The 22,145-nt window shown below is 59.2% G+C and carries 36 protein-coding genes; 17 read left to right on the top strand and 19 right to left on the bottom strand.

Translation table 11 applies throughout. The annotated features are described in order from the left end of the window. Positions 1–35: 35 nt before the first annotated feature. The 18 genes from FHS47_RS08655 to FHS47_RS08570 all read right to left on the bottom strand — a co-directional run bounded on the left by FHS47_RS08655 (position 36) and on the right by FHS47_RS08570 (position 12,944). Positions 36–1,088 (bottom strand): phage major capsid protein, encoded by a 1,053-nt coding sequence (locus FHS47_RS08655; RefSeq protein ID WP_167025723.1) that lies wholly within the window; start codon positions 1,086–1,088, stop codon positions 36–38. 286 nt (positions 1,089–1,374) lie between these two features. Then, the gene (locus tag FHS47_RS08650) at positions 1,375–2,517 is read right to left on the bottom strand and encodes a hypothetical protein (RefSeq protein WP_167025721.1); all 1,143 of its coding nucleotides are present in this window, start codon (positions 2,515–2,517) and stop codon (positions 1,375–1,377) included. Then, positions 2,507–4,822 (bottom strand): hypothetical protein, encoded by a 2,316-nt coding sequence (locus FHS47_RS08645; protein WP_167025718.1) that lies wholly within the window; start codon positions 4,820–4,822, stop codon positions 2,507–2,509. The genes FHS47_RS08650 and FHS47_RS08645 overlap by 11 nt, the downstream gene beginning before the upstream one ends. Continuing rightward, on the bottom strand, positions 4,819–5,301 hold the full coding sequence (locus tag FHS47_RS19745) for an HNH endonuclease (RefSeq protein WP_167025715.1): 483 nt from the start codon (positions 5,299–5,301) through the stop codon (positions 4,819–4,821). Before FHS47_RS19745 ends, FHS47_RS08645 begins: the two co-directional genes overlap by 4 nt. After that, the gene (gene terL, locus FHS47_RS08635) at positions 5,301–6,878 is read right to left on the bottom strand and encodes a phage terminase large subunit (RefSeq protein WP_167025712.1); all 1,578 of its coding nucleotides are present in this window, start codon (positions 6,876–6,878) and stop codon (positions 5,301–5,303) included. Before terL ends, FHS47_RS19745 begins: the two co-directional genes overlap by 1 nt. After that, entirely contained in the window at positions 6,871–7,539 is a 669-nt protein-coding gene (locus FHS47_RS08630; RefSeq protein WP_208381867.1) for a hypothetical protein, read from the bottom strand. Before FHS47_RS08630 ends, terL begins: the two co-directional genes overlap by 8 nt. A 212-nt stretch (positions 7,540–7,751) precedes the next feature. Further along, the gene (locus FHS47_RS08625; RefSeq protein ID WP_167025709.1) at positions 7,752–8,033 is read right to left on the bottom strand and encodes a hypothetical protein; all 282 of its coding nucleotides are present in this window, start codon (positions 8,031–8,033) and stop codon (positions 7,752–7,754) included. After that, the gene (locus tag FHS47_RS08620; protein WP_167025707.1) at positions 8,030–8,203 is read right to left on the bottom strand and encodes a hypothetical protein; all 174 of its coding nucleotides are present in this window, start codon (positions 8,201–8,203) and stop codon (positions 8,030–8,032) included. Before FHS47_RS08620 ends, FHS47_RS08625 begins: the two co-directional genes overlap by 4 nt. Beyond that, positions 8,200–8,640, bottom strand: a complete 441-nt coding sequence (locus tag FHS47_RS08615) for a hypothetical protein (protein WP_167025704.1) — start codon at positions 8,638–8,640, stop codon at positions 8,200–8,202. Before FHS47_RS08615 ends, FHS47_RS08620 begins: the two co-directional genes overlap by 4 nt. A 458-nt stretch (positions 8,641–9,098) precedes the next feature. After that, a complete protein-coding gene (locus FHS47_RS08610; protein WP_167025701.1) occupies positions 9,099–9,410 on the bottom strand; it encodes a hypothetical protein in 312 nt (103 codons plus the stop codon). Next, positions 9,407–9,580 carry a hypothetical protein gene (locus tag FHS47_RS19570; protein WP_208381866.1) on the bottom strand — a complete coding sequence of 58 codons (174 nt, stop codon included), beginning with the start codon at positions 9,578–9,580 and terminating at the stop codon, positions 9,407–9,409. Before FHS47_RS19570 ends, FHS47_RS08610 begins: the two co-directional genes overlap by 4 nt. A gap of 319 nt (positions 9,581–9,899) precedes the next feature. Continuing rightward, the gene (locus FHS47_RS08600; protein WP_167025695.1) at positions 9,900–10,100 is read right to left on the bottom strand and encodes a hypothetical protein; all 201 of its coding nucleotides are present in this window, start codon (positions 10,098–10,100) and stop codon (positions 9,900–9,902) included. Continuing rightward, on the bottom strand, positions 10,097–10,531 hold the full coding sequence (locus tag FHS47_RS08595; RefSeq protein ID WP_167025693.1) for a recombination protein NinB: 435 nt from the start codon (positions 10,529–10,531) through the stop codon (positions 10,097–10,099). The genes FHS47_RS08600 and FHS47_RS08595 overlap by 4 nt, the downstream gene beginning before the upstream one ends. Before the next feature lie 366 nt (positions 10,532–10,897). Then, entirely contained in the window at positions 10,898–11,104 is a 207-nt protein-coding gene (locus tag FHS47_RS08590) for a hypothetical protein (protein ID WP_167025691.1), read from the bottom strand. Continuing rightward, positions 11,101–11,367 (bottom strand): hypothetical protein, encoded by a 267-nt coding sequence (locus tag FHS47_RS08585; RefSeq protein WP_167025688.1) that lies wholly within the window; start codon positions 11,365–11,367, stop codon positions 11,101–11,103. Before FHS47_RS08585 ends, FHS47_RS08590 begins: the two co-directional genes overlap by 4 nt. 22 nt (positions 11,368–11,389) lie before the next feature. Continuing rightward, positions 11,390–12,235 carry a hypothetical protein gene (locus FHS47_RS08580; RefSeq protein WP_167025685.1) on the bottom strand — a complete coding sequence of 282 codons (846 nt, stop codon included), beginning with the start codon at positions 12,233–12,235 and terminating at the stop codon, positions 11,390–11,392. A gap of 2 nt (positions 12,236–12,237) precedes the next feature. Then, entirely contained in the window at positions 12,238–12,570 is a 333-nt protein-coding gene (locus tag FHS47_RS08575) for a hypothetical protein (RefSeq protein ID WP_167025682.1), read from the bottom strand. Further along, positions 12,570–12,944, bottom strand: a complete 375-nt coding sequence (locus FHS47_RS08570; RefSeq protein ID WP_167025679.1) for a hypothetical protein — start codon at positions 12,942–12,944, stop codon at positions 12,570–12,572. The genes FHS47_RS08575 and FHS47_RS08570 overlap by 1 nt, the downstream gene beginning before the upstream one ends. Positions 12,945–13,293: 349 nt before the next feature. Here FHS47_RS08570 and FHS47_RS08560 point away from each other — a divergent pair, with 349 nt between their 5' ends. Further along, positions 13,294–14,016, top strand: a complete 723-nt coding sequence (locus tag FHS47_RS08560) for an XRE family transcriptional regulator (RefSeq protein WP_343203516.1) — start codon at positions 13,294–13,296, stop codon at positions 14,014–14,016. Between the two features lie 655 nt (positions 14,017–14,671). On the opposite strand, the gene FHS47_RS08550 is transcribed toward FHS47_RS08560, so the two are convergent. Further along, positions 14,672–14,905 (bottom strand): hypothetical protein, encoded by a 234-nt coding sequence (locus FHS47_RS08550; RefSeq protein ID WP_167025668.1) that lies wholly within the window; start codon positions 14,903–14,905, stop codon positions 14,672–14,674. Positions 14,906–15,103: 198 nt separating this feature from the next. Between FHS47_RS08550 and FHS47_RS08545 the strand changes: the two genes are divergently transcribed. The 16 genes from FHS47_RS08545 (at position 15,104) to FHS47_RS08470 (ending at position 22,011) form a co-directional block, all read left to right on the top strand. Further along, positions 15,104–15,253 carry a hypothetical protein gene (locus FHS47_RS08545; protein ID WP_167025665.1) on the top strand — a complete coding sequence of 50 codons (150 nt, stop codon included), beginning with the start codon at positions 15,104–15,106 and terminating at the stop codon, positions 15,251–15,253. Between the two features lie 3 nt (positions 15,254–15,256). Then, complete coding sequence (locus FHS47_RS08540) at positions 15,257–15,442, top strand: hypothetical protein (RefSeq protein WP_167025662.1); 186 nt, start codon at positions 15,257–15,259, stop codon at positions 15,440–15,442. After that, entirely contained in the window at positions 15,439–15,690 is a 252-nt protein-coding gene (locus tag FHS47_RS08535) for a hypothetical protein (protein WP_167025659.1), read from the top strand. Before FHS47_RS08540 ends, FHS47_RS08535 begins: the two co-directional genes overlap by 4 nt. Continuing rightward, positions 15,687–15,938 carry a hypothetical protein gene (locus FHS47_RS08530; protein WP_167025656.1) on the top strand — a complete coding sequence of 84 codons (252 nt, stop codon included), beginning with the start codon at positions 15,687–15,689 and terminating at the stop codon, positions 15,936–15,938. The genes FHS47_RS08535 and FHS47_RS08530 overlap by 4 nt, the downstream gene beginning before the upstream one ends. Next, positions 15,931–16,230 (top strand): hypothetical protein, encoded by a 300-nt coding sequence (locus tag FHS47_RS08525; protein WP_167025655.1) that lies wholly within the window; start codon positions 15,931–15,933, stop codon positions 16,228–16,230. The genes FHS47_RS08530 and FHS47_RS08525 overlap by 8 nt, the downstream gene beginning before the upstream one ends. Positions 16,231–16,437: 207 nt before the next feature. After that, positions 16,438–16,746 (top strand): hypothetical protein, encoded by a 309-nt coding sequence (locus FHS47_RS08520; RefSeq protein WP_167025652.1) that lies wholly within the window; start codon positions 16,438–16,440, stop codon positions 16,744–16,746. Further along, entirely contained in the window at positions 16,743–16,883 is a 141-nt protein-coding gene (locus FHS47_RS08515; protein WP_167025649.1) for a hypothetical protein, read from the top strand. The genes FHS47_RS08520 and FHS47_RS08515 overlap by 4 nt, the downstream gene beginning before the upstream one ends. Then, positions 16,880–17,170, top strand: a complete 291-nt coding sequence (locus FHS47_RS08510) for a hypothetical protein (protein ID WP_167025646.1) — start codon at positions 16,880–16,882, stop codon at positions 17,168–17,170. The genes FHS47_RS08515 and FHS47_RS08510 overlap by 4 nt, the downstream gene beginning before the upstream one ends. Before the next feature lie 399 nt (positions 17,171–17,569). Beyond that, positions 17,570–17,989: a hypothetical protein gene (locus FHS47_RS08505; RefSeq protein WP_167025643.1), complete on the top strand. Its 420-nt coding sequence runs from the start codon at positions 17,570–17,572 to the stop codon at positions 17,987–17,989. Positions 17,990–18,109: 120 nt separating this feature from the next. Then, positions 18,110–18,823 (top strand): ERF family protein, encoded by a 714-nt coding sequence (locus FHS47_RS08500; protein WP_167025640.1) that lies wholly within the window; start codon positions 18,110–18,112, stop codon positions 18,821–18,823. A 2-nt stretch (positions 18,824–18,825) separates the two neighbouring features. After that, on the top strand, positions 18,826–19,263 hold the full coding sequence (locus FHS47_RS08495) for a single-stranded DNA-binding protein (protein WP_167025638.1): 438 nt from the start codon (positions 18,826–18,828) through the stop codon (positions 19,261–19,263). Between the two features lie 348 nt (positions 19,264–19,611). Then, positions 19,612–19,833, top strand: coding sequence for a hypothetical protein (locus FHS47_RS08490; protein WP_167025636.1), 222 nt, complete (start codon positions 19,612–19,614; stop codon positions 19,831–19,833). Positions 19,834–20,062: 229 nt separating this feature from the next. Then, entirely contained in the window at positions 20,063–20,245 is a 183-nt protein-coding gene (locus FHS47_RS08485; protein WP_167025633.1) for a hypothetical protein, read from the top strand. Between the two features lie 280 nt (positions 20,246–20,525). After that, on the top strand, positions 20,526–20,918 hold the full coding sequence (locus FHS47_RS08480) for a hypothetical protein (protein WP_167025631.1): 393 nt from the start codon (positions 20,526–20,528) through the stop codon (positions 20,916–20,918). Beyond that, the gene (locus FHS47_RS08475; RefSeq protein ID WP_167025628.1) at positions 20,915–21,097 is read left to right on the top strand and encodes a hypothetical protein; all 183 of its coding nucleotides are present in this window, start codon (positions 20,915–20,917) and stop codon (positions 21,095–21,097) included. The genes FHS47_RS08480 and FHS47_RS08475 overlap by 4 nt, the downstream gene beginning before the upstream one ends. Next, entirely contained in the window at positions 21,094–22,011 is a 918-nt protein-coding gene (locus FHS47_RS08470; RefSeq protein WP_167025625.1) for a hypothetical protein, read from the top strand. Before FHS47_RS08475 ends, FHS47_RS08470 begins: the two co-directional genes overlap by 4 nt. The last annotated feature ends 134 nt before the right edge of the window (positions 22,012–22,145 follow it).

Below are 22,145 nucleotides of genomic sequence, written 5' to 3'. Positions count from 1 at the left end.
TCCTGGCGCCCTACCTGAGCAGGGCGCCATGTCGGTTAGGCGATGGACAGCACCGCGTTGGCGTTGCGCTTGTTGATGGTCAGGCCGTAGTCAGCCGTCACGCCGAAGTAATGCGTGTACCGGTCGTACATACGGGCCGGGGTGCGGTCGATCATCCAGCGTCCCTTGAACGGACGCAGCTTCAGCGTCTTGGAGTTCAGGAAGTAGCAGCGCTTCGTCCAAGGGTAGGTGATCGCGCCCAGGATCGCGTCCAGCTTCTCAAACGTCGGGTCCCAGACCACCAAGCGGCCCTTGAAGTACACGTTGTCGGTGGAAGCATCCGCGTCCACACCGGATCGGCCAGTGACGACGATCTGGCGGTTCGTCTGCTGGTTGGCATCCTTACGGTAGGCGTCGTAGAACGCCGCGCCGCAGACGATGAAGTCGGGAATCATGCCGCCGTAGGTCGTGCAGGCACGCCACATCTTTTCCATCTCCGCCGTGAGGTTTCCCTCGGTGCTGGTGGAAATGTTCAGATCGGCGTTGTTGCGCCAGTACAGAGAGGTTGACGCGTCGATGCCGCCAATGGTGCCCACGGCCGGCGTGGTGCTGACGAGCAGATCGAGGCCGGGAACCGCCTTGGACGACTGCGAGCCGTCGCGGTGGACTTCCAAGTCCCAATTCTCCTGAAAACCATCCTTGAGTGCGGCACGGTTGGTCTTGATGAGGTTGACAATCTGAATCTTTTCGGCGTCGGTCGGTACCGCCTCGCGGTCATCCGTGAGGATGATGCCGTTATTGGCAAGTTCCGTTTCGTTGAGCCCGAAGCCATCATGGGCCTCGTAGTGCTGGAACGGCGCCTGGCGCACCACATCCTTTCGGTTGTAGGTGACTTGATCGTCGCCGCTGTAGTTCTGGTAGTTCGAGTCGTTGCTGATCCGAACCTTTTCGTTGAACACGCCGTTGCCGAAGACAACTTCTTGCTTGTTGGCAAGAAGCCACTTCATGAACGGCTTGTCGGTATTGACCTGATCGATGGGGTCGTTTGCCGCATACGACTGCATCTGGTAGTTCGCGCCTGCGGCAAGCTGCGCTGCGTTGACGGGCATGTGAGTAAATCCTCGAAGAAGGAAAGGAGGCCCTTTGGCCTGTTCTCTCCGCGTTCGAGGGCGCGACTCTCATTCAGCGCTACCGGGCGCGACTCCGGCTTTCAGCTTCGCGGTGCGGCTGTGCCGCTACGTGCGACCATGCCGCACCGCGAGTTACTGTCAAGGCCTAGCAGTCAGTGGAGCCCTTATCCAGGCCAGTTCGGCGCCTCTTGGCGTTGGCGGGATTGAAGTTGTCGTCTTTCTTGTCTTTCATGCCCATATTCATTCTGCTTCCCTCTCTGGTTGGTTAACGGGATACGGATGCAAGGCCCGCGTCAAAAGCCTCTATGTCGGACAAATCCTTGATCGACTTCTGCATCGTCTGCCCTGCTCCGGTGGCCCGGAGAGGCATGGCGCTGATGGGTGCACGGGCAGCGGGAGTCGGAGCCGCGGCTGCCACGACAGGCGGTAGCACGATGCGGTTGTACACATCCGTGATCTTCGCCACCCACTGCGACGGCGGCGTGGTCTGACGTATGGTATCCAGCACAGGAGCCACGATTTCCAGCTTTCGCATGAAGTCTGGGTCTTCAGCCTTCAGCTTCTCGCTTAGACCCTTTACCGCTTCCATACCGTCGTCGTACTCCTTCTGCTGCTTCTGCTCGGCCGCACTGCGGGTGTCACGTTCGGCAACCCTAGTCGTCGTCGTGCGAGCCTGGGCAAGTTCCAGCGCGCGGGCTCGGGTCATCTCACCGAACTGCACTTCCTGGGCCAAGTCCGGGTGATCGGCCAGAGGATCGACCAAGCCAGGGACTTCACGTCCAAGGTTCTTGCCAAGCAGCTGAAGCTCACCAAGCAGGAAATCGAACGCCTGGTTCATCGCCGTTGGCTCGCCAGAGTTGATCGCGGCGAGATAGCTCAACGCGTTACCGAACTGTTCCGGGGTGGATTTGGTGCCAAGAACCATTTCCTCCCACTGCTGGGCACGCGCAGCCTCCTGACGAAGCGGCTCCAACTCCTGCGCCTGGGTCTTGATGGTGCCAGCCATTTCGCGGAATCGCGCTTCAGCCTTTCCCTTCAGACCAAGTTCGGTAACAGCCGCATCCGTCTCCGGGTCGGCCGCCGGAGTCTTGGCATCCCCCTCTTTCTTGGCATGATCGACGGTCAAAGGCGCACCGCCAGCAGCCGAAGGGGCTGCGGCCTTCGGATCGGCCGTCTTCTCCGCAGCTGCTGCCGCGGCAACGTCGGCAGCCGTCTTGGCCTCGACTGGCTTCGGTGCTTCCACGGATTCGGTGATGCCCTTGTCGAACGCAGCAATGGCCTCCGCGTCAATATCGACAGCCGTCTCTACCTTCGGCGTCTCGGTAGTCGTTACCTCTACGGGTGCAGTCTCGGCTACTGGCGTTTCGGTCACGACAGTTTCGGTGGTTTCGGTCTGATCAGGCAGCATTCGGGATGTCCTCAGTCGGTGCGTTGTCGGTAGGTGGCTGGCTCATCGGTGCAGGAGGCCCAGCCATGGGAGGCGTAGCGGGTGGCTGTTGCGGCGGAGGCATAGCGTCAGCATCCGGGGCAGGCGGCAGGAAGCGCGCCGCGTCGATCCGGTCGCCCGTGCGGGCCAGCGTCTCGGAAACCAGTTCCTCGATGCAGTCGGCAATGTCGGTAGGCGAGGAACCGCGAAGCTGGCCGACTTGCACAATGGCGTTCTGAAGCAGGGGCATAGCGGTCGCCCACGCCTGACGCTGGCGGGTTGTGTCGGGCTTGCCGCTGGACCCAGCCTTGATATCGACCGTCACAAGGGATGCAAGGTCGTCGATGGTCATACCCTCGGGCCAGAAGGCCCACGGGCCAGCCAGGGCAATCGCGTCTTCTCGGCTGAGCTTCTGGATCGCCACCTCAGCCGTGTACTCGGCCAGTTCACCGAACTGCATATCCAAGCCATCGCGCATGTAGCCTGTGCGGGCGTTGGTTCCGGTCTGCTGGATCTCGGCTTCGGTCGCCGTCTTCGCCGTGCGGATGCTGGACGACAAAGCCTCCTGAATGCCCCAGATCATTTCCAGTTCGGCACGAATGACGCCAGTGTCGTACAGCGCCGGGTCGATCTGAGCGTAGGCAACGGGATACAGGAGGTCAGACATGGGCGTGCCTGGACGCTGCGGCTTCAGGCCAACCATCTCCTGCGTGCCGGCGCCCTCGATCTTAGCCACCTCATCCGGTGCCAGATTGGTCGCATCAAAGGCTGTCTTAGGGCGAATGCGGCGGCGATGTTCGGCGTAGCCAGAACGAACGCGGTCGTACTCATCCAACAGAGGCGCCGAACGGCAGATAAGCGATTCCGGGTGCCGCTCGCCGTCCACCTCGCCTATGACGTACTGGAAGAACGGGTAGAAGCGTGACGTGCCAGGGTCAGGTGTGTACGGAGGCCGGGCATAGCAAGGAACGCCCTCAACCAGCGTCAGAACAGTGTTGGAGTCCTTATCCCACACCTCCCAGACGCACACATCGTTTGCCTCTGACATCTTGGCCGTGGCTTCCCCACCCTTACGGTACGAGTCGGCTTCGGTAGCCGATACGTTCGGGTTGTTGCCACTAGACGCATCGCTGTTCGTCGGGTCGGACGGCTTGACCTGTCCGTAGCATGTCGCGCTCTTGATCTTCTCGGCGATGTACGGGAATGCCGCCTTAGCTGCTTCCTTACCCATGAACGTTCGATGGGCGATCCAAGGCGCATCGCGGTATGACGTCAGCACGCCGCAGGATGGCGCCACTTGGATATCCTCGGCCTGCACGAAGTCGATAGCCATGCCGCGAGCCACGACCACCTCAACCTTCGCCTGCAAGCCCTGAATCTGGCGCTCAATATCGGCCTTCAGTTCGTCAGGGTTCGGCGCCCCCTCGGCAAGCTCGGCTTGTGTGGCAGCAAGACGCTTGAGATTGTCCTGAAGGTCGTTTATCTGCGACCGAACAATAGGGTCTTCGCCGGTACGCTCTTGCCAGGATGCCTTGAGCCAACCGATACCCACAGTAAGCGCCGAACCTACCTGCGGTTTGGCCTGATCCTTCAGCCTCGCTTTCTTCCACAGTCGGGACACGACGATTTCAAGGGTCGATCCGAATTGCTTGGCATCATCCCTGCGCTGCTGATAGGGCTCGCTAAGCTCCTTCACCTTGGCCTGGATGATCCGCTCAAGGGTGGATCGCGATGCTTCCTCAGCATCTCTGTCAGGATCGATATCCGGAAGTTGCGGGAGCGAGCTAGGCAGGCCGCCACCTTCCGTAAGCGCCCTGGTCGCAGCCGGAGCGACGGCTTGGACGATGACGTTCTTCTTCTGTGCAGATGAATCGAACGCCTGCTGTCCTGCCTGCTGAACCTGAATCTGCGTGGCCGGATCGGCTTGTACAGCCTGCTTCGCCATCCGCATGAGTTCGTCTTCGGGCGGCGGCTGGGTGGACTCGGCCGGCATGACGTCGAGATCAGGATCGCGCGCGTAAAGGAACGACTTCAGGATATCGACGTAGGTTCCGGCAATGGGAACGTCTACCTCAAAGGCCCCGCGGCGCCGCTTGGCGTGCTTGCGGTCGATGGCGTATTGCTTCCGGGCGCCCTCGTCGAACTTGCGGGCTTCCTCGATGCGGGCCAGCCACGCTTTGACGTCGGCTTCTTCCGTGGCCTTAGCCTTGGCGTCGGCATGACTGGCAGCCTCGGCAGAGGCCATTCCAAGGCTGAGCGGGCCAAGTTCGTTCGGCGGGACACTCATGCGGCTACTCCGTTAAGATATGAAAACTCACCCTGAAGTCGCCGCGATGCCTCGTTATAGGCCGCGGATGCTTCTTCACGCGTTCCAAATTGTCCGAGGTAAACGGCTTTCCCTCGTATCTGGATCTGCGCCTTCCATCGCATCTTTGCCTTGAATACGCCTTTGAACCCAGTTGAGTTGTTGGCTCTTTTGCCAAGATTCGATAGGTTCTGAGCGCGAGTCGCCTCTCTAAGATTGCAGAGGCGGTTATCCGACTTATCCCCATTGATGTGATCGATATCATGAATAGGCCACGCTCCATGCGCCATGAACCACGCGATGCGATGCGCATAGAGGAATTTGAAACACCCTTTGTCGCTTAGTCGAATCACCCTGTAACCATGCACATTAACCGTGCCGCACTTTCGGCCATTGCGCAGGATCTCCCCACTCTCAGGAAAGTATTTCAAGGTCAGAGTGATGATTCTCTCGATGTCCACTAGGTGTAGTACCTCTTACGCTCACGTGCCTCGTGCTCGCGGTCGCGGTCGAGGGATTCGATATGGGCCCGGCTGAAGGGCGCGATGGGTTTCTCGCGGTCCTTCTTCGTCGGCTCGGCATCCATCAGCTGGTCAAGTGCGCGGCCGATCAGGCTGCAACAGTCAACTAGGTCGTCATAGCGGCCAGCTGGGAAGGCAATCAGTTGCTCGATGAGGGCATCACCGAATGAACCCTCCTTAACCCATACAGTTCCGGCGCTTACCCGGGCTGCGAAGCCGCGGCTACGGGCTACCTTGTCGGCAATGCTGGGAAGAAGCTCGCGCGCGGCATAGTTCTGCCGCTTGCGCATCTGGCGCTTCACCTCGGGGCCAATGGCCGACTCGATGACACCCGATTCGCCAAGCCACAGCTGAGGCTTATGCAGCTTTACAAGGTCAAGAGCCGCAGATACGCCCTTGTCCGTCTCCACCTGATCGTTGAAGCCGCCGAGGATGAAGATGTCTGCTTCCTCGTCCATGCCAAACAGGACATGAGCAGTGAAGTCGCCTGCGTTCTCCTTGGTAGCAAAGTCGCTGCTCAGGTACTTACGAAGGTTTGCCGGTGTCTCGCTATCACTGAAGCGCTTGAAGTTCTCGCGCTTGAAATGAATGCCTTCGTCCGGCACAGGCCGCTGCTGGTACAGGGACGACCACGTACGGGCGTTGGCCTTGTACATGTTCCAGTGGCGCTCGCTGAACCACTCAGGCCAGAGGTATTCGCCGATCTGACGACCCACGGGATCGTCGGCACGCTCGCACTGTGCTGGGATGTTCAGGACTTCCCACGTCTGCCCATCACGGCATTCCACCGGGCCGCTACGGCCGTCGTAGTCCTCGGGCAAGATGCTGCCGGCCAAATCCTCCTGCGCCCAGCGCGTCTGAATGATGATGATTGACGCCTTGGGCTTGAGACGCGTCAGGAAGTCATCGTCGTAGGCAGCCCTGGTCTTCTTCCGGATCGTCTCGGACTCGGCTTCCTCTCGGCCCGCTACCGGGTCGTCGATGATGCCCAGGTCGCAACGACTGGACGTCAGACCACCCATAAGGCCCGCGGCAAACATGCCGGAGCCATTGGTTAACTCCCATTCGTCCGCGGCGTTGCTGCCGCCCACCACCTGAGCATTCCAGATGCCCTTGAACTCCGGGCTGCTGGCGATCTGGCGAGCGCGCTTGCTGTGCCGGATGATCGGTGTGGCCGCATAGCTCGTCATCAGGCAGCGTAGGCCCGGGTACTTACCCATGGCGTATGTCGTGCCCACGACGCTGGCATAGGTGGACTTAGCCGAGCCCGGAGGCTCAAAGATCATCAGCCGGCCGTAATCCGTACGAATGCAGCGGTCGATAGCCTCCATCGTCACCTGATGGTGCTTGGCTACCGCCGTCTCGATGGGCTTAAACAACCACTCGTCGGGATCTTCGCTGACCGGGGCGCCTGGAATGGTGATGGCCTGGCTGTATCCCACCAGCGACTCACGCGCACGGCGGCGGCGCAGGAGTTCCCGCGCTGCCTCCGATGGCGTGATCGATCCGTCAGCCATTGGCCGTCTGCCCTGCTGCTATAGCCGTCAGTTCGTCGTCGGAGAGTTCCTTGCTGCCCAGCGGCTTGCCATCCTTCCCTGTCACCTCAAGCTTCTTGGCCTCAACCAGTCCGTACGCCTCACGCTCAAGACCGATCAGCTTATGCAGCGTGTCTGCCAAGTCCTTCATGACCTTGGTTCGACCACCCAGGCTCATCGCAGCATTAAAGGCCTGCCAGCGCTTCGTGGCCGCTGCACTGTCCTTCTCGTCATCTCCCGTATCGATCAGGAGTTCAGCCAGCTGCTCGTACAAGTCCGCATTGCCAGTCTGGTGCGTAAGCTCGTCCAGCAGGCTCATGGCGAGAGTCCTGGCCGTGCTGATGTCCTTCCGGTGGCTGAGCCTGACACCAGCGATAACCTCCGCATTGGCCTCCACAAGCGCCCGGTCGGTAACCAAACGCTCAGCGGTAACTTCGGCGGTAACTTGGCGGCTGGTAACCAGTGCCTCAGCCCTTGCCTTGATGCGGGCAGACAGGTCACGCTCCCACCCGTCCTTCTTGGCTCGCTTCATCACGGCCACATGGCTCACACCATTGGCTGCGGCAATCTCGCGCACGGAAAGAAGGCCGGCTCGGTAGTCCGCCTCGATGCGTTCCCAATCGGTCGCCTTCTTCTCAGCCATTCAGCAAGGCCCCACCTGTTGGTAGCCTTCGATGGCAAGGCGCTGTGCCTTGGTTGGGAACTCCGTCATCAAACGGATCACCTCGGCATGCACCTGCGCAGGCGTCATTCCCTCCCATGATGTCCCCGGCTGAGCGGCAACGATGTAGGCACTGTTCTCCGGAACTTGACTTGACAGGGCCAGATTTAATCGCCATGGGCAAGAGAGTCTTGTCACATCGCCACCCGCGAAAGAATGGGCAGCGCAAACAGTTCCGCGATGCTCGGCGGGTTGTCGTGCCATGCCTTGGTCCGCATGGCTCGGGCATCCTTAATCGTCAGGCGGTGCGGCTCGTGGCTTGGGATACTCGGCGGCTCAGGATCGATGGTGTACGCCCCGCTGGCCTGCACCTGACGAAGCTCGCCGATGTCCACATGCGGAAGCGCCAGGGCAGCACGGATGGCACCCTTAACGGTCTGGATGTCGCGCCAGAAGAAATCCATAGGGGCGGTCATTTCGTCGCCTCATCCTCGATTTCTTCACCTACCGCCACGGCAAGTCGCATCGCCTCGTCACGGCTTGAGGAAAATGCGCTTGCCAACTCGCCGTTGCTGCACTCGTAGTGCGCGCCCCAGCGATACTCATTGGGCTGATTCTGATATTCAGCAACCTTTACCAGTTTCATGCCTGCACCTCAGTTGCAGCGACCATGCGAAAGTGTTCCTGCATATCTCCGATAAGCTGCTCAACCATTGGGAGCGCTCCACGGATGCCGGCGCCATACCTGCCGATGTGCCAGGACTCATGCCGGTTGACGAACACCATGCCGGTGCTTGAACCCTCGGCTACTACGTACACTTGTTTATGTTCGTCGCCCATGAGGTAGCTACCGGCGCCCGTGACGTGTCGGTTCTTCCGGATCCTTCGCAGGATGAATTTCGCCAAGGGGCCCATATCGCCTTCTTCGTTGAATTGCCCGATCGGTTGAGGCTTTCGGTCAATCTGCCGGTGGACTGTGCGATTCGGGCGCACATGAGGACGTATAACGCGCCGCGACTTAGGTTCAAGGCATGTTGCGGCAATGATGTAGCCCATCGTTTCGAGGTCGGGAGCGTCAGTCATGGTCACCACCGCTTTGGCTGGCTGGTTAAGTGGAAGCGCCCACAGTTTGGGCAGTGATAGGCGTGGTCTTCGGTCTTCATGGCGAACTGCTTGCGACGTAGCGACTTCAGTCGGCGCAGCTTCCGCTTAGCGACGGCCTTGGAGCGATAGCCAATCTTCTGGCAGGGATCACCCATGGCGCTGCCTCCGCTTGATCTCCCGCTTGATCCGAGTGATCCGCCCCTGGGCCGTAGCCATAGCCGTCATCGCCGCTTTGAGGCTTTCTTGAAGTCCATGGGTGGAGTGGTTCTCGTACCCCGTGCGCGATACTTGGCGATCTCCGCTCGTTCCCGTAGCCATGGCCTTACCTCGGCCTGCTGTTCTGCCGTCAGGGCATCGATAAGCGTTCCCCATTTTCGCCAGTCCGGCTCCTGGCGCATGATCCGTAGGGCGTGATGTAGATGCAGATAGACGCTCATTCACGAAACGTCCTCCACCCTAAGCACCCACTTACCCTGAGCGTTCTTCCGCCAGCCGTGGACGTGGAATGTCCAGCCAGCCGCTCGTATGTCGGCTATGGCCTCAGCCTCGGCGATCTTCTTCACGCGAGCGGCAACGTTGCTTCCGCTAGTTGTCTGCACGGCCAGAGTCTCTCCTGCCTTGATCGCCAGAAGATCTACGCAACCAAAGAGGTCTTGGCGGATGCGGGCGTGGGGATTCCACTTTTCCACGATGGCGACCCGGTAGCCCTCTTTCCGGAGATGGGCAAGGCTTCGCTGGGTCGGCGTCATGCGGCCAGCCTCAGCAGCCCACGCTCAGCTAGCGCGATGTGGGTTTTCACGATGGCGCGATCCATCAGCCGCCGGCGCTCGTCCTGAGGAAGATCTCGGCCATTGTCGATCTGGTGATGGCACTCAGGGCACAGGGCGGCGGTCGCACATGCAGGCGACTTCTGGCCCATGCCTCGATCCTGATTGGAGTGTGCTACCTGAACCCCGAATCGTCCGCACAATACGCACGATTCCAGAGAGGCCACAGCAGCGAACCATTTGCGTTCGGCTGCGGTGGTCATATCGGACCCATCTTCGGTAAGCATGCCCAGTGCGTGGCACCAGTGATCCTATCCTCCCAGTCGATAAGTCCGTCCCGGCAGTCTGCGTACATTTCCCCTTCGAAATTTGACACCTGAACGGCAAGCTCGGAGCAAACATCATTACCAGGTAGGCGAACGAGGTAGGATTGGGACTCAGCCTTGGGCCGAGTGTTCAATGGGAGCCATTTCACTTCATGCCCTCCCTAGCCTTAGCCTCAACCGCACACCCAGCCATCTCGTAGCGGATGAAGAAGCGGACGTAGAGCCAGGCGCGGACATACCTAACCATCTTTGGCATTGCCCAGATCATGACCTCATAGCCTATGATTAGGGCCCAAGCGATACCAATGAATCGGAAGGTATGATTAACGATCAGGTCTATGATCACGCTGCCCTCCTGTCATCGTGCAGCCGCACCCCATGCTCGGTGGCGAAGCAGATTGCGAACTCGATCAGGTCGGCCATGTCGCCCACGGATAGGCGGCGGGTCTGGATGCCCAGCGCCACCACAGACAGGCCATCGAGAGACGGCACGATATGCCCCTGCGACTTCCGCTCAGCCCGCGCCCAGGCGTCCACTAGGAGTCGCTTCCAGCCTTCGGTGTCGATGCTGTGGCCTGCCCATGGCATCTGCTTGGACAAGTCGCCGCAGACGGCATGAAAGAGCGCGTTCTGCTCCGCTGAGCGCTTCGACTGGTACTCATCCAAGGTCACCCTCACTGCCTTACCGAACTGGAGGATTTCCTTGCACAGCGCCCATACGCGCTTGATGCGATCAGGGGCGTTGCCTGGCTGGAGGATGACGGTTTGGGAGGTCATGGGGAGGCTACTTGCGGAGTCGAGTAGGAATGCGAAACCTGACAAGGCTTGCCGTCAGGCCCAAATCCCGAGCCAAAGCAGTTCGAGCAGACGTATGTCCGCGTGTGGTTAATCGCCGTAAGCAAGGTAAGATCCCGAATCTGCGCGATGATGGCGTCCAGTTCCTCTTGGCGCGGCTCATCGCGAGTGACGCGACCGTACTTAGCCACTCGGTAGGCGATTTCGTTCATGGTCAACGGCTTCACGACCGCACCTCATTGCACCCAACACAGCGGAAGTAGGACGAGCCGTCCTTGCGATGCGCCTTAAGCCACTCGTGGCCGTGGCGGGCGCAGATGAGGGCTCGGGTTAGGAGGTGGGAGAGGATCACGGCACACGTTCCCAGAAGTACGTTGGCGGCCCCATGCGTCCGGCCCGGGTCTTCTCGCCGCGCTTCACCTTGCCTTCTTCGGCGAGCGCCTGAAGTGACTGGCGGATGTATTCGTAGCCCTTGCCGGTGATCTCGCGAAGCTGCGCGATGGTGTGCGGGCCTTGTTCAAGTACGGAGCAAATGGTGGTGGATGTCGGGCTCATGCTGCGTCGTCTCCTTCGGGCTTCTTGATGCCTAGCGTCTTGCGGATTTCGTCAAAGGCGACTAGTCGCGCCTTCTTCGTCCTCTCGTCGTCAAGAAGCTTCGGCTTGTGGATGGGCGTCACATTGCTTGGCAACGCTTCGATGAAATCCTGTGGAACGGGCCATGTTCGACGACCGGCTAGCGTCATGAACGCGGCGCGGAAGCGAGGTGTATCCCGGCGCTCGTCGAACACCCGTCCGTTAGTGATGACCTTGCACCACATCGCTAGCGTTCCCTCGATCAACTCAAGCGCCGGCTGACGGTCCAAGCTCAAGCACAACAGGCCCTGTAAGCCCTTGGCGATCTCGGTTTCGATCCAATTGGTTTCCATTGATTACCCCTTGAAGTTTCATCACTGCCTCGCCGGTCTTGCTCGTCGGCCCACGAGGTGGCGAACCTCTCTGGCTGGCTTGTGGCGCTTCGTTCTGAGCCTTGGATAGCCACGCATTCGCGAACTTGAGCAACCCGCCACGCGTCTTCCTCTTGGTGGGGTTACTAAGCGACCACGCGCGCATACTGCGGAATTCCTGGCGAACATCTACTGCCGGGTACAACTCGGCGAACTCGGATACCTGACGCTCAGTGATCGGGTACTCGGATGAATCGTTCAGCGGAATGCCAATCACGACCGGAGATTCATCGACTGGCTTGGCGCGAGCATCGTGCCGAGCAGAAAGCTTTTGCTCTTTCTGTTCTGTATCTGTTCTGTTCTGTATCTGTTCTAGGCCGTTACTGAAACGTTTCACTTCGTTTCCATCACTTTCATGGCCCTGCTTCTTGGCCTCTCGATGCCTCCTAACCCGCTCTGTGCTTGAGTCTGAGGCGTATTGGCGGCTGCTCCAGTTGCGCAGCGTCCAGTCATCGTTGATGAATCCACGGCGGAGAAATTCGGCCTTGGTGGCGGCGATTTCTTCGGCCGAAACACGCATCGCAAATGCTATGGATGTTTCGCGCTCCGTTTCATGAAACGTTTCAATACCGTTTCCACACTGAAGGCAGAACAGCATCACGAGACGACGCTGCATGGCCTCGCTCATCATCTGAACCTTGGGGTCAGTAGAGAACTCGGCGTAGAGGCGAAACCAGTCCATACTTACTCAACCACCTTCCACAGCGTGACTGGGTGCATGTGGCATGCCTTGCCAGTGGCTTGGCGGTAGGCGATCTTGCGGATGTAGCCCTCACGAGCGACGCGCTGGAAGACAGTGCCCCAGGCCCTTCCGTCAGGCGGCATAGGCAAGCCCTTGGTGTGAGCCCATCCGCGGGCTTCCTCGGCTGTGAAATTCGCCTTGTGCTTACGGATGAAGTTCCGCAGCGAGAAATAGGCCATGGATGACCAGTCGGCGTGACAGTCGTCGGCATGGGCGGTTGAGCGGGCCATGCCGACGTCTCGGCCTGTACGACCTGGGTTGAGCACTGCGTTCATTAGTTGCCTCCCGGGATCTTCATACGGTTCTGGATGGACTCCAGAACCTTCGTGGCGGCGATGAATTCACGCATCAGCTGCGCGTTCTCGTCTTCCGGCGTGACGGGTGTGGGCTCGGCATAACCAGAGTCGCGAGCCTCGTAGAACATGAGCGTATGGATGCCCTGCGCACGGGCGGCGTGGCGGATAAGGCGGAGTTCGCCAAGATCAAGCTTTTCCCGCTTTTCTGTGTTGAGGCAGGCGGACAGCTTCCTTCCTGCATCGTCAGCAGGCATCGCAGGCCAGAGCATGGAACCCACCTTCTTAAAGCCACCAAGCGCTGTTACGGCGTCTCGGATTGCGTCTTCGTAGGTTTCGTAGACGATCTTTGTCACTGGTTACCCCCTGTTCCCACGCCGTGGGACTGCGTGGGACAAACTCGTCAGGTTAAAAAAAGGGGATGGAACCCATCCCTTCAAACGAAAACAGTCCTTGCCGAGGTTCATGCGGCAGTCCGCTTGGTCTTAATGGGCATTGCGCCAAAGACGTCCGGGCGCATCTGGTGACACGTGACCTTGCCGCCCGTGACTTCCTCGATTCGCTTACAGCGGTCGGCGGGGATGGCTTCCCATTGAGAAACCGCTTGGCTAGTTATGCCGAAGATCCGCGCAACCGCTGCGGGACCGCCTGCTTTCTGGATGATGGTTTTCGTGTCCATGTCGCGAGGGTAAGCCAAACTTACCTATGAACGCAAGCCCTGCTTACATCACAAATGGAAAGAAGCACTTACACTTCTTTCCCATGACTACACAGCTGTGGGATCGCCTCAGAGAGGCAAGAAAAGCCAAAAAGATGAGCCAGGCCGATCTCGCCGAGCATGTGGGCTTAAGTCGCGTGGCGGTCGGGTTGTGGGAGACTGCGAACGCAGAGAATCGCACCAAGCCGAACACGGATCAGCTGCGAACCGTCGCCAAAGTTCTCGGGGTGTCTCTTTCCTGGCTGATCGAGGGGACCGATAGTCCAGTCTCACCATCTGATGCGACCGCGGGGCATATTCCCCGCTCGTCATTCAGGAGGGTGCCCGTGGTGGGTACGGCGAGCTTGGGGATGGATGGTTACTGGACCGATCTTGAATATCCGAAGGGCCAGGGGGACGGCTACTTCGAGTTTCCGACCACGGACAGGGACGCCTATGTCCTACAGGTCCGCGGCGGATCTATGCACCCAGCCATCCGATCGGGCTGGTACGTAGTCATCGAGCCGAACAAGAGCCCGCAGATGGGCGAGTTCGTTATGGTCAAGCTCGTGGATGGCCGGAGCACCGTGAAGGAGTTCCTATGGCACCGGGACGGCGAGTACGTGCTCAACGCAATCTCGACCGGCGAGCGCCTGGTCATCGCCGAGGACGACATCGAGGCCATCCACCATGTGGGCGGGATCTTGCCTCCTAGTGGTCGGCAGGCATAAAAAACCCCGCCTAGGCGGGGTTTCGTTTCCTGACGCCAAATAAGCAAAGGCCCCGTATTTCTACGGGGCCCGGTAGACGCCACACTGGATTGCAATCTCCGATGTGCGACGGCCCCCTTTCGGGGGACTTCTGCCCGATGCGTCGGCATAGCCTATGCAGAGCGGGTACGGCTTAAATATGCAACCGGGCGTTCCAGAAGTCAACTCCTAGAGTCCTAATCCTGACCGCACGCAGTCACGTATGTCATTGAGATCGTTGTCAGAAATGTGCCGAACGTCATAGATTCGGTCGCCTTTGGCGTTCTTGCCGATAAACGGCAAGAAGAGTCGCTCGAACGATAGCGTGTATACCAAGTCAGCCTTTAACCACATTTCTTCGTGATCGTACGGATAAGGCAGCGCGGGAACGACCGTCAGCTTGTGGTGATAGGGCTGCATCTTCCTCGGTACTGTCGTGCTGCAAGGAACCACCGTACATAAACCATCTCGCTGCCTAAGCCTAGGGGAGATCACGATGACAGGCCTACGCTTAGTGATCTCTGGGACTTTGTGATGCCCGAAGTCAGCGATCAGAATCGTGCCAGGGTCCGGATGGAAGTTAAGAGCCACGCCAAGTCCTTTTCAGTATAGACGCATTCTAACTCCCCGCCCTCTGTCAGACCATTTCGGGAACCTGCCCCACCCTAACCAGCACCACCGGCTCCCCGTACTCCCCGGCATCCACGTCCGCTGTCTGGCTCCAGGCCAGCGCGCCGGCAAGGGCATCCCCTAGCCTTTCAGCCCGGGCCATGGCTTGGCTCTCGGTAGCGCACCCCACCGCTTCGAGCGGCACCAACTGGCCGCGCTTACCAGCCTTGAAGCCCTGTACGAAGTAGATGGTCTCTTGCATGGCTGTCCTCCTGTGTTGGCGTCCATCGTCCGCCATGCCCGTCGCCTAGCCTGAGACGGAGCTAAGGACGCCCACTGACTGAACGATAGTTAAACTACGTAAGAGCACCTTACATCGATAGGTAAGTTTTACTTGCACCGAATGTAAGTATGGCTTACCTTAGCTTCCAAGCCGGATTACCCGGCAGGGAGCAGACCCATGATGGCTTTCGAAGCAAACGGTAAGACCTGGAATACGGACGAAGACACGCTCGCGCTTCTTCGTCAGTTCCGCACCAGTGGCAACGAGGAAATGGTTGGCGCCGTTTTCGAACTTGGCCGCTCCTTCGGACGGATCGTGGAGGCCTGAACCATGATCCGAGCCCATCTCATCACCGGCCACGACCATTTCAAGCCCGCGGAGCTTCCGGCCCCGCTTGAGTTCGACCTTGGCCCGGGCGATGCCGAGTTCGTCGCTCAGTTCGCCTCGGCTATCGACGCCCTGCGCGCCAAGAACGCCGCCGAGTCGTCCAAGTCCAAGCAGGAGCCCACGGCATGAGCACCGAGAACGGCGGTTCCGCCTTTCCGGAAGTCAGCACGCATGTCGATTACCACGACGGCAGCGATTTCCGCTTCGCAAACGTCTACAGCTACGGCGGCATGAGCCTTCACCAGTGGTACGCGGGACTTGCAATGCAGGGCCTTCTTGCCGCTGGCGAATACAGTGCTGCTACAGCTGGCTGGGTAGCACAAGAGGCCGACGCCATCGCTACCGCAATGCTGACTCAAGTGGGAGACAAGTCATGAGCACCGATACGCGGAAGGTGGATGTCTTGTACATCATGCGAGAGGCGGCTTCGCTTCTCATCCGAGACGGTCACCAAGCCATACCCGACGACCTTCTCGTTGCACACGACGCTTTGGCCGAATTCATTGAACGGGTACGGGACGTGGCGAATTATCCGGTAACTCCAGGTTTTGAGCGCGCGATTCTCGACGATAACGCTTCAATACTTCGCAAAGGACTCGCCCGCCTGGAGGTGTCCCATGGGTGAGGGGAATGTGGATGTGCAGCGCAAGGTTGGATATGGGGCGGGCATTCTCGTGGTGTTTGAGGATGCCAGTGACAGCCGCCGAAAAGTCGCGACCATTCCCAACAAGGGGTATACGCAGCAAGCGAGGCAGGACGCGCACGAAATCGCCGCCATCCCGCAAATGCTTCGGGCGCTGCATGCATGCGAAAGGCTTCTGGATAGCGTCGCATTCGTCAGCACCGAGGGAGACACCGAAGAACCTCTCGCGCTTATCCGAGAATCTCTAGCCAAAGCCACGGGAGGTGCGCTGTGAGCGCCAACGGTGCGAGGTATGTAGTGACGTGGAATCCATTGTGGCGTCGGTATGTGCTTCGTGGTTGGCGGCCTGTTCGGTGGATTTGCTATCCGCGCACGGCAATTCGCTTCGTGAATGAACTCAACCGTCTAAATGGGGTAGACCCATGAAACCCTCCCTCCTAATCCTGGTGCTCGGCCTGTTGGGCCGGATGGTTGGTGTTGTATGAATGCCTCCTACCGCTACTACGACAGCGTATGCGAAAGCCGCCGCCTGGACGCCGAGGACGAAAAGGAATTCGCCATGGAGTGGATCGCTAATCGCGTCCGCACCTTGCAGGCCGATGATGACATCGTTTTGGAAGCCATGGCCGACTCTCTTGCGGACCGCCGTACTCGCTACAAGATTGCTAAGTCGATGCGTGCCGGCGACCTCCTGCAAGCAGTAACGGTTATGCACAAATACATCCCGACATACATCGCCGAGCGAGCCGATCTGGACTACGAAGACGCAAAGCAAAGGGGGCGACTGTGACTCTGCCAAAGAACCCCAAGATGTTCCGCTGCCGTCTTGTCCGCTTCATCGACGGCTTCCCGCAAACGGTGACCTACGTCGGTCCTTTCGACGGATGGTCGCGTGACTGGCACATGGTGATGAGGGTGGCGGCGTGAACTTTCCGATTATTCGCTTAGAAGTTGAGGGCATGAAGCACGCAATTTGCGCCGCCATGACTCAATACCAAGCGCAGATGGATGAGTACGTGAAGACGGCTGTAGAGGAATACTGCACTCCCGAAAACCTTCTTGCTGTCATTAGCAAGAACGCCAAGTCCGTCCTGGACTCTGTTCTCAGGGATGAGGTGGAACGATTCTTCAAGTATGGCGATGGACGCAAGGCCGTTGCGATGGCAGTAATCCAGTCGCTCTCTCCGCGCGAAGCATCGGACGAACCAGCATGACCCGCCTCCTGCGCTGGTGGATGTCCAAGCCCACCGATTTTGAGATAGCACTCACCGCCATTCTGCTGCCGCACATATTCATGGGCGTGCTGTTCTGGCTGGTTAAGCACTGACACGGTAACTGGTGCCGCACTCCTGGGTTCCCGCGCGTGGCCTCACACCAGTAACGCGCCCTGCCGCCCTTCAGGACATAAGAGCTCTAGTGAGGCTGTTGGAAAGTTGGAGCCCCGCTTAATGCAGCGGTGAGTGGCCGGTTCAGCAGCCTCACTAGGACCGAATGCGCAGGCTGATGCGCTCTGCACTGCTCAAATAATGGCGAGTGACTCTGGCCGAGCATCGTGGTCACAAAGCCCGAGATCAGCGCGGGCCGGTCCGCTTAATCACAGAGAGGAATACTCGATGGAAGTTGTCATCAATAAGTGCTTCGGCGGATTCAGCTTATCCGAGGATGGAATTAAGCGTTACGCCGAATTGAAGGGATTGAAGCTTTATCCAGAAAAGACGGAGTACAGCTTCACTACCTACTGGACGGTGCCCGAGGATTTCAGGGATGGAATTCTTGGTGAGGATGACTGGAAGTCTGCCAGCGACGCCGAGCGTATTCGTAGCAACGAATTGCATACGAAGTTGACCATCTGTGACCGAGATATCGAGCGCGACGACCCGCTGCTTATTCGGGTGGTGCGCGAGCTTGGCGACAAGGCTAGCGGCCAATACGCTGCCCTAAAAATCGTTGAAATACCTGATGGCATCCAGTGGGAAATTGACGAGTACGACGGCCATGAAACGGTAGCCGAAGTACATCGCACCTGGGGCTAACCCAACACCAACACGGTCGCCCGTCCGATAACGGGCAGAGGATCTTATGCAGTCCGAGAGCGAGAAATACGCCTCCGAGCAGTTTCCTACCGACGAAGATGCAGTAGACGAGGGATAGAAATGAACGTTTTCCAGGCTATCAACGCGGTACAGCGCGACCTTGCGGCAACCGGCATCGGCAAGGACAGCGAGAACACATTCGATAAGTACAAGTTCCGCGGCATTGATGCGGTCTACAACGCTCTGTCGCCGCTCCTTGCCAAGCACGGCCTGTGCGTACTTCCTCGTATGCTCAACCGCGAAGTGATCGAGCGAACGGCCAAGGGCGGCAATGCCCTGTTCTACGTGACCGTTGAGGCCGAATTCGATCTCGTCTCGGCCGAGGACGGCAGCAAGCACACGGTGCGTACGTTCGGCGAAGCGATGGACCGTGGCGACAAGGCCACCAACAAGGCAATGAGTGCAGCCTACAAGTACGCCGCCTTCCAGACATTCGCCATTCCTACCGAGGGCGACAACGACGCTGACGCGTCCTCGCACGAAGTGAAGGCAACGGGTCGCCCGCAGGCTCGCCATATAGCCGGAACGCCGACCGAGGGAGCTTGGGAGGCCATGGGCGAGGAAGAACAGGCTTTCCTCATGGAGATTGCCACTCAGGCTATAGCGCTTCTCGATTCCGAAGACGCCGTGGCCGCACACGACCACATCCAGAGCCAGAACTTGAGTTCTGACGAGAAGATCGCCCTCTGGACCCGTTTCGACAGCAAGCAGCGGAGCGCCCTCAAGCGTGCCGACGCCGCCGCCAAGTCCAAGCCAGCCCAGGAGGCCGCATAACTATGAGCATCAACTTCTCCGACGTTGGCCGCATCGGCAAAGACGCCGTGACCCGGTACACGGGAAATGGTGAACCGGTCACCGGTTTCTCACTGGCCGTCGATTCCGGATATGGCGACAAGAAGCAGACCATCTGGCTTGACTGTTCGGCATGGGGTAAGCGGTACGAGGGTGTCTCTCAGTACTTGATTAAGGGCGCGCAGGTACTTGTGCAGGGTGAGCTTGGGACGCGTGAGCATGAGGGAAAGACCTATCTCACGGTTCGCGTGGCTGACATCAAGCTGGTGGGCGGAAAGCAGGCGTCAGACAGTCAGGAACGACCGCAGCAGCGACAGGCTCCAAGACGGCAGCGTGAGCAGTCATATGGCGATGCCGGGACGGGAGGGTTAGAGGACGATTCGATCCCATTCGCCCCATTCCGCCCCCACTCCTACTACTGAGGCCCTGACGATGAATGGTGAGGTGGATGTGGTCATCCCCGAACTTAGCGCTACGCAATGGAAGGCAATTCGCTTTCTGTCGCGTAGCGAGCATTGGGATCGACAGGTCGCAGGTTACGGCGCAGCGCCTCTTCTTTCCGGATGTCGTGCCCTCGTTAGACGTAAGCTAGCTCGTCCTGGCTGGAAAACAGGTTACTACGGACTCACAGATGCCGGGCGCCTGCTTATTGATGAGGCCATGAAGCGCAAACCAACTCGCCTAACAGGTGCCGCATGAGTATGGGCAGGCGGTACACGGCGAATAACCGAAGGAAGGACGCACTCGCTGTCTGGAACTACCTCCACGCGATGCACGAGAACGATCCATCGAGCGACCTTAAGGCCGCCAGAGATACTGCAAGGCTGCTTTATGACGACGCACTGGAAACAGAGTCGCAGGTTGCGGGGTTGATGGAGGCGCTGGAAGAACTTCTGCCCATCGCTGATTCAAGCGAAACGAACGGTCCCGCCGAATGGGCGCGAATTCATGAAGCCCGCGAAGCCCTCTCCAAGTTCAGGGGTGGTGTATGAAGCCTACGATCCTCGACCGGCACCAAATCAGTGCCGATGAGTCTTTCGGGCCGGGACCTGAACCGAAGTACGTACCTCACGAAGAATTCCAAGCCCTCCAAGCCGAGCGGAATAGGTATAGGAGCGCTCTCATGAGCATTGTCGAGGACTCCGAACTAGGACCTATAGATGCTTCTGATGCCGAGAGCTATGCGGGTATCGCCCGCCGCGCACTGGAAGGAGAGAAGGGATGAAACACGTCGTAGCTCCAGACGTGAAGGCTGGTGACTGGATCAGCTTTCGTAGCAATGGCCGAATCGTCATCGGTGAAGTTCGCTACATCGTCTGCCCGAATTTCTACGCCGAGGCAGTGACAGATGCCGGATCGGTTGTATTGAGCAGCATCCTTGAAGTCAGGGCTAAGGGGGAGTGATGTCACACACATGCCACGCGAATTACTGCAACGCTGGTTGCCCGCCTAAGCACCTGATGTGCGCCTACCACTGGCGGCTGGTTCCTCCTGACGTGCAGGAGAAGGTCTACGCCAACTACCGAACCGGTCAGTGCGATGACGGCCGTCCATCACCTGCTTGGTTCGATGCTGCGTACCTGGCAATCGCTACGGTTGCACAAGCTGAAGGTAAGCCAATGTCGCGTCGCCAGCGCTCCCAACTGGACAAGTACACCACCACAACGCCTGAGCGGAGGGAGTCATGAGTAAGCACTACACCCCCGATCAGCTACGCGAAATGGCCCGTAAGGTTCATGGCGATACGCATCTGCCTTGCGATCTTCACGTCATAGGGAAAATGCTCCGCCAAGCCGCCTCCGACGCCGCCCGCATTGCTGAGCTTGAGGCGGATGCTGAGAGGCTTAATAAGGGATGGGATCAGGCCGTAGAGGCATTAGATGCCGCCCTAGAGGACGCAGAGCGTTGGCGCTGGCTCGTCGCAGAGAACAACAAGGGTGGTTCGCGTGCCAAGTTCCTCATCTGCTGGTGGAGCAAGGTCGCTGATGGCTATGAAACCACGAATGGGACAAGCATCGACGGCAAGGACGAGCAAGCCATTGTTCGCCTTATCGACGCCGCCAGGAGCCGCACATGAGCAAGATTCGCTTAACCATGACCGTTGTCAGGGAATACGAGCCGGTAGTAGATCACTACGAAGGTGAGACCGACATTCACAAGATGGCTGAGATTGACCGAAAGGGTGCCGAGGGTGATGTGTTCCTGTTCCTTGAATTCGCTGATTCCGTATCCGTAAAAACGGAGGTAGTCGAATGAGCACGAAAGAGACAATGACGCTGCAAGAAATGCGCGCAGAGATGGCGGAGCGCTCGGGTAAGTATGGGCGGTGGATTGACGCCATCGACGCCCACCTCTCCTCCCAGCCCGCCGAGCAGCCGAGGGGCGAGCCGATGGCTGTGATCCGGCATGTCACTTACTCGGGCTTGGCACGAAGCGGTGAAGCTATGGAGGCAGTTGTGCTGGATGGAGTGCCGGTCCTGCCGGAAGGAACATTGCTATACGCCGCCCAGCCGAAGCCCGAGCAGGCGGTGGGCGATGGAGTGCTTTCTGGCAAGTACGGCGATGTGCTACGGCCGTTCCTCGTGCTCATGGACCGCGAACTACACGCCAACGCCGGCAAGGGCGACCGTCCGGGCTGGCTCGCGATGGACCGGAAGACGGCGCTACTGGAAATCTTCTATCACCTCGCGAAGCTTCAGAAAGCCGCGAAGGACGACGACCAGGAACGCATCCGCGAGTACGGCGCGGACGTGGCGAACATGGCGATGATGCTGGTGGACGTGTGCGGCGCGCTCGACGTCACCCCGCGCCCGGCTGTCCCCACGCCTGCCGAGGTGACGGAGCCTCCTCTAGCTGGACGTTGGCACCACGGCAACGGATTCTTGTGCCATGGGTCGTTCCGTGTGGCCCGCGAAGACTGGGAGGCCGGTGTGTGCGCGGCACCGGGCATGCGCGACGCGGTCTTCGACTGGATGTGCAAGCGACTGAACGCCTCGCCCAGCGCCGGGGCGGTGGTGCCGGAGGGGTGGAAGCTCGTGCCGGTCGAGCCCGTGACCGGAATGAGCGTCGCTGCTGCTCTGTACGTCGATAAAGTCGGCGAGGGCAAGGCAACCGTGAACGGCATCTACCGGGCCATGCTCGCCGCCGCACCGGAGGTGGACCGTGGGTAATTACGTCGTCCGCGTTCCCGTCCGAGGATTCGAGTATTGGACCGTAGAGGCGGCATCGAAGGCCGAGGCGATGCGCAAGGTCGGCACCTCCGCATCCTTTCGTGGGCAAAGCCATGCAGCGCGAAATTGGACGA

The sequence above is a fragment of the Luteibacter sp. SG786 genome (assembly GCF_011759605.1).
Taxonomy (GTDB): Bacteria; Pseudomonadota; Gammaproteobacteria; order Xanthomonadales; family Rhodanobacteraceae; genus Luteibacter.
This window is presented reverse-complemented; position numbering and strand designations above follow the sequence as displayed.

Coding starts and splice junctions, on each gene's coding strand:
- FHS47_RS08535 (WP_167025659.1), top strand. CDS start 15,439: ATGAGCACCGAGAACGGCGGTTCCGCCTTTCCGGAAGTCAGCACGCAT.
- FHS47_RS08630 (WP_208381867.1), bottom strand. CDS start 7,539: ATGGCTGAGAAGAAGGCGACCGATTGGGAACGCATCGAGGCGGACTAC.
- FHS47_RS08595 (WP_167025693.1), bottom strand. CDS start 10,531: ATGACCTCCCAAACCGTCATCCTCCAGCCAGGCAACGCCCCTGATCGC.
- FHS47_RS08470 (WP_167025625.1), top strand. CDS start 21,094: ATGAGCACGAAAGAGACAATGACGCTGCAAGAAATGCGCGCAGAGATG.
- FHS47_RS08625 (WP_167025709.1), bottom strand. CDS start 8,033: ATGACCGCCCCTATGGATTTCTTCTGGCGCGACATCCAGACCGTTAAG.
- terL (WP_167025712.1), bottom strand. CDS start 6,878: ATGGCTGACGGATCGATCACGCCATCGGAGGCAGCGCGGGAACTCCTG.
- FHS47_RS08525 (WP_167025655.1), top strand. CDS start 15,931: ATGGGTGAGGGGAATGTGGATGTGCAGCGCAAGGTTGGATATGGGGCG.
- FHS47_RS08550 (WP_167025668.1), bottom strand. CDS start 14,905: ATGCAAGAGACCATCTACTTCGTACAGGGCTTCAAGGCTGGTAAGCGC.
- FHS47_RS08560 (WP_343203516.1), top strand. CDS start 13,294: ATGAACGCAAGCCCTGCTTACATCACAAATGGAAAGAAGCACTTACAC.
- FHS47_RS08500 (WP_167025640.1), top strand. CDS start 18,110: ATGAACGTTTTCCAGGCTATCAACGCGGTACAGCGCGACCTTGCGGCA.
- FHS47_RS08505 (WP_167025643.1), top strand. CDS start 17,570: ATGGAAGTTGTCATCAATAAGTGCTTCGGCGGATTCAGCTTATCCGAG.
- FHS47_RS08520 (WP_167025652.1), top strand. CDS start 16,438: ATGAATGCCTCCTACCGCTACTACGACAGCGTATGCGAAAGCCGCCGC.
- FHS47_RS08580 (WP_167025685.1), bottom strand. CDS start 12,235: ATGGACTGGTTTCGCCTCTACGCCGAGTTCTCTACTGACCCCAAGGTT.
- FHS47_RS08485 (WP_167025633.1), top strand. CDS start 20,063: ATGAAACACGTCGTAGCTCCAGACGTGAAGGCTGGTGACTGGATCAGC.
- FHS47_RS08490 (WP_167025636.1), top strand. CDS start 19,612: ATGCACGAGAACGATCCATCGAGCGACCTTAAGGCCGCCAGAGATACT.
- FHS47_RS08615 (WP_167025704.1), bottom strand. CDS start 8,640: ATGACTGACGCTCCCGACCTCGAAACGATGGGCTACATCATTGCCGCA.
- FHS47_RS08585 (WP_167025688.1), bottom strand. CDS start 11,367: ATGTGGTGCAAGGTCATCACTAACGGACGGGTGTTCGACGAGCGCCGG.
- FHS47_RS08575 (WP_167025682.1), bottom strand. CDS start 12,570: ATGAACGCAGTGCTCAACCCAGGTCGTACAGGCCGAGACGTCGGCATG.
- FHS47_RS08590 (WP_167025691.1), bottom strand. CDS start 11,104: ATGAGCCCGACATCCACCACCATTTGCTCCGTACTTGAACAAGGCCCG.
- FHS47_RS08655 (WP_167025723.1), bottom strand. CDS start 1,088: ATGCCCGTCAACGCAGCGCAGCTTGCCGCAGGCGCGAACTACCAGATG.
- FHS47_RS08495 (WP_167025638.1), top strand. CDS start 18,826: ATGAGCATCAACTTCTCCGACGTTGGCCGCATCGGCAAAGACGCCGTG.
- FHS47_RS08475 (WP_167025628.1), top strand. CDS start 20,915: ATGAGCAAGATTCGCTTAACCATGACCGTTGTCAGGGAATACGAGCCG.
- FHS47_RS08540 (WP_167025662.1), top strand. CDS start 15,257: ATGATCCGAGCCCATCTCATCACCGGCCACGACCATTTCAAGCCCGCG.
- FHS47_RS08545 (WP_167025665.1), top strand. CDS start 15,104: ATGATGGCTTTCGAAGCAAACGGTAAGACCTGGAATACGGACGAAGAC.
- FHS47_RS19570 (WP_208381866.1), bottom strand. CDS start 9,580: ATGGGCCAGAAGTCGCCTGCATGTGCGACCGCCGCCCTGTGCCCTGAG.
- FHS47_RS08530 (WP_167025656.1), top strand. CDS start 15,687: ATGAGCACCGATACGCGGAAGGTGGATGTCTTGTACATCATGCGAGAG.
- FHS47_RS08620 (WP_167025707.1), bottom strand. CDS start 8,203: ATGAAACTGGTAAAGGTTGCTGAATATCAGAATCAGCCCAATGAGTAT.
- FHS47_RS08610 (WP_167025701.1), bottom strand. CDS start 9,410: ATGACGCCGACCCAGCGAAGCCTTGCCCATCTCCGGAAAGAGGGCTAC.
- FHS47_RS08645 (WP_167025718.1), bottom strand. CDS start 4,822: ATGAGTGTCCCGCCGAACGAACTTGGCCCGCTCAGCCTTGGAATGGCC.
- FHS47_RS08650 (WP_167025721.1), bottom strand. CDS start 2,517: ATGCTGCCTGATCAGACCGAAACCACCGAAACTGTCGTGACCGAAACG.
- FHS47_RS08480 (WP_167025631.1), top strand. CDS start 20,526: ATGAGTAAGCACTACACCCCCGATCAGCTACGCGAAATGGCCCGTAAG.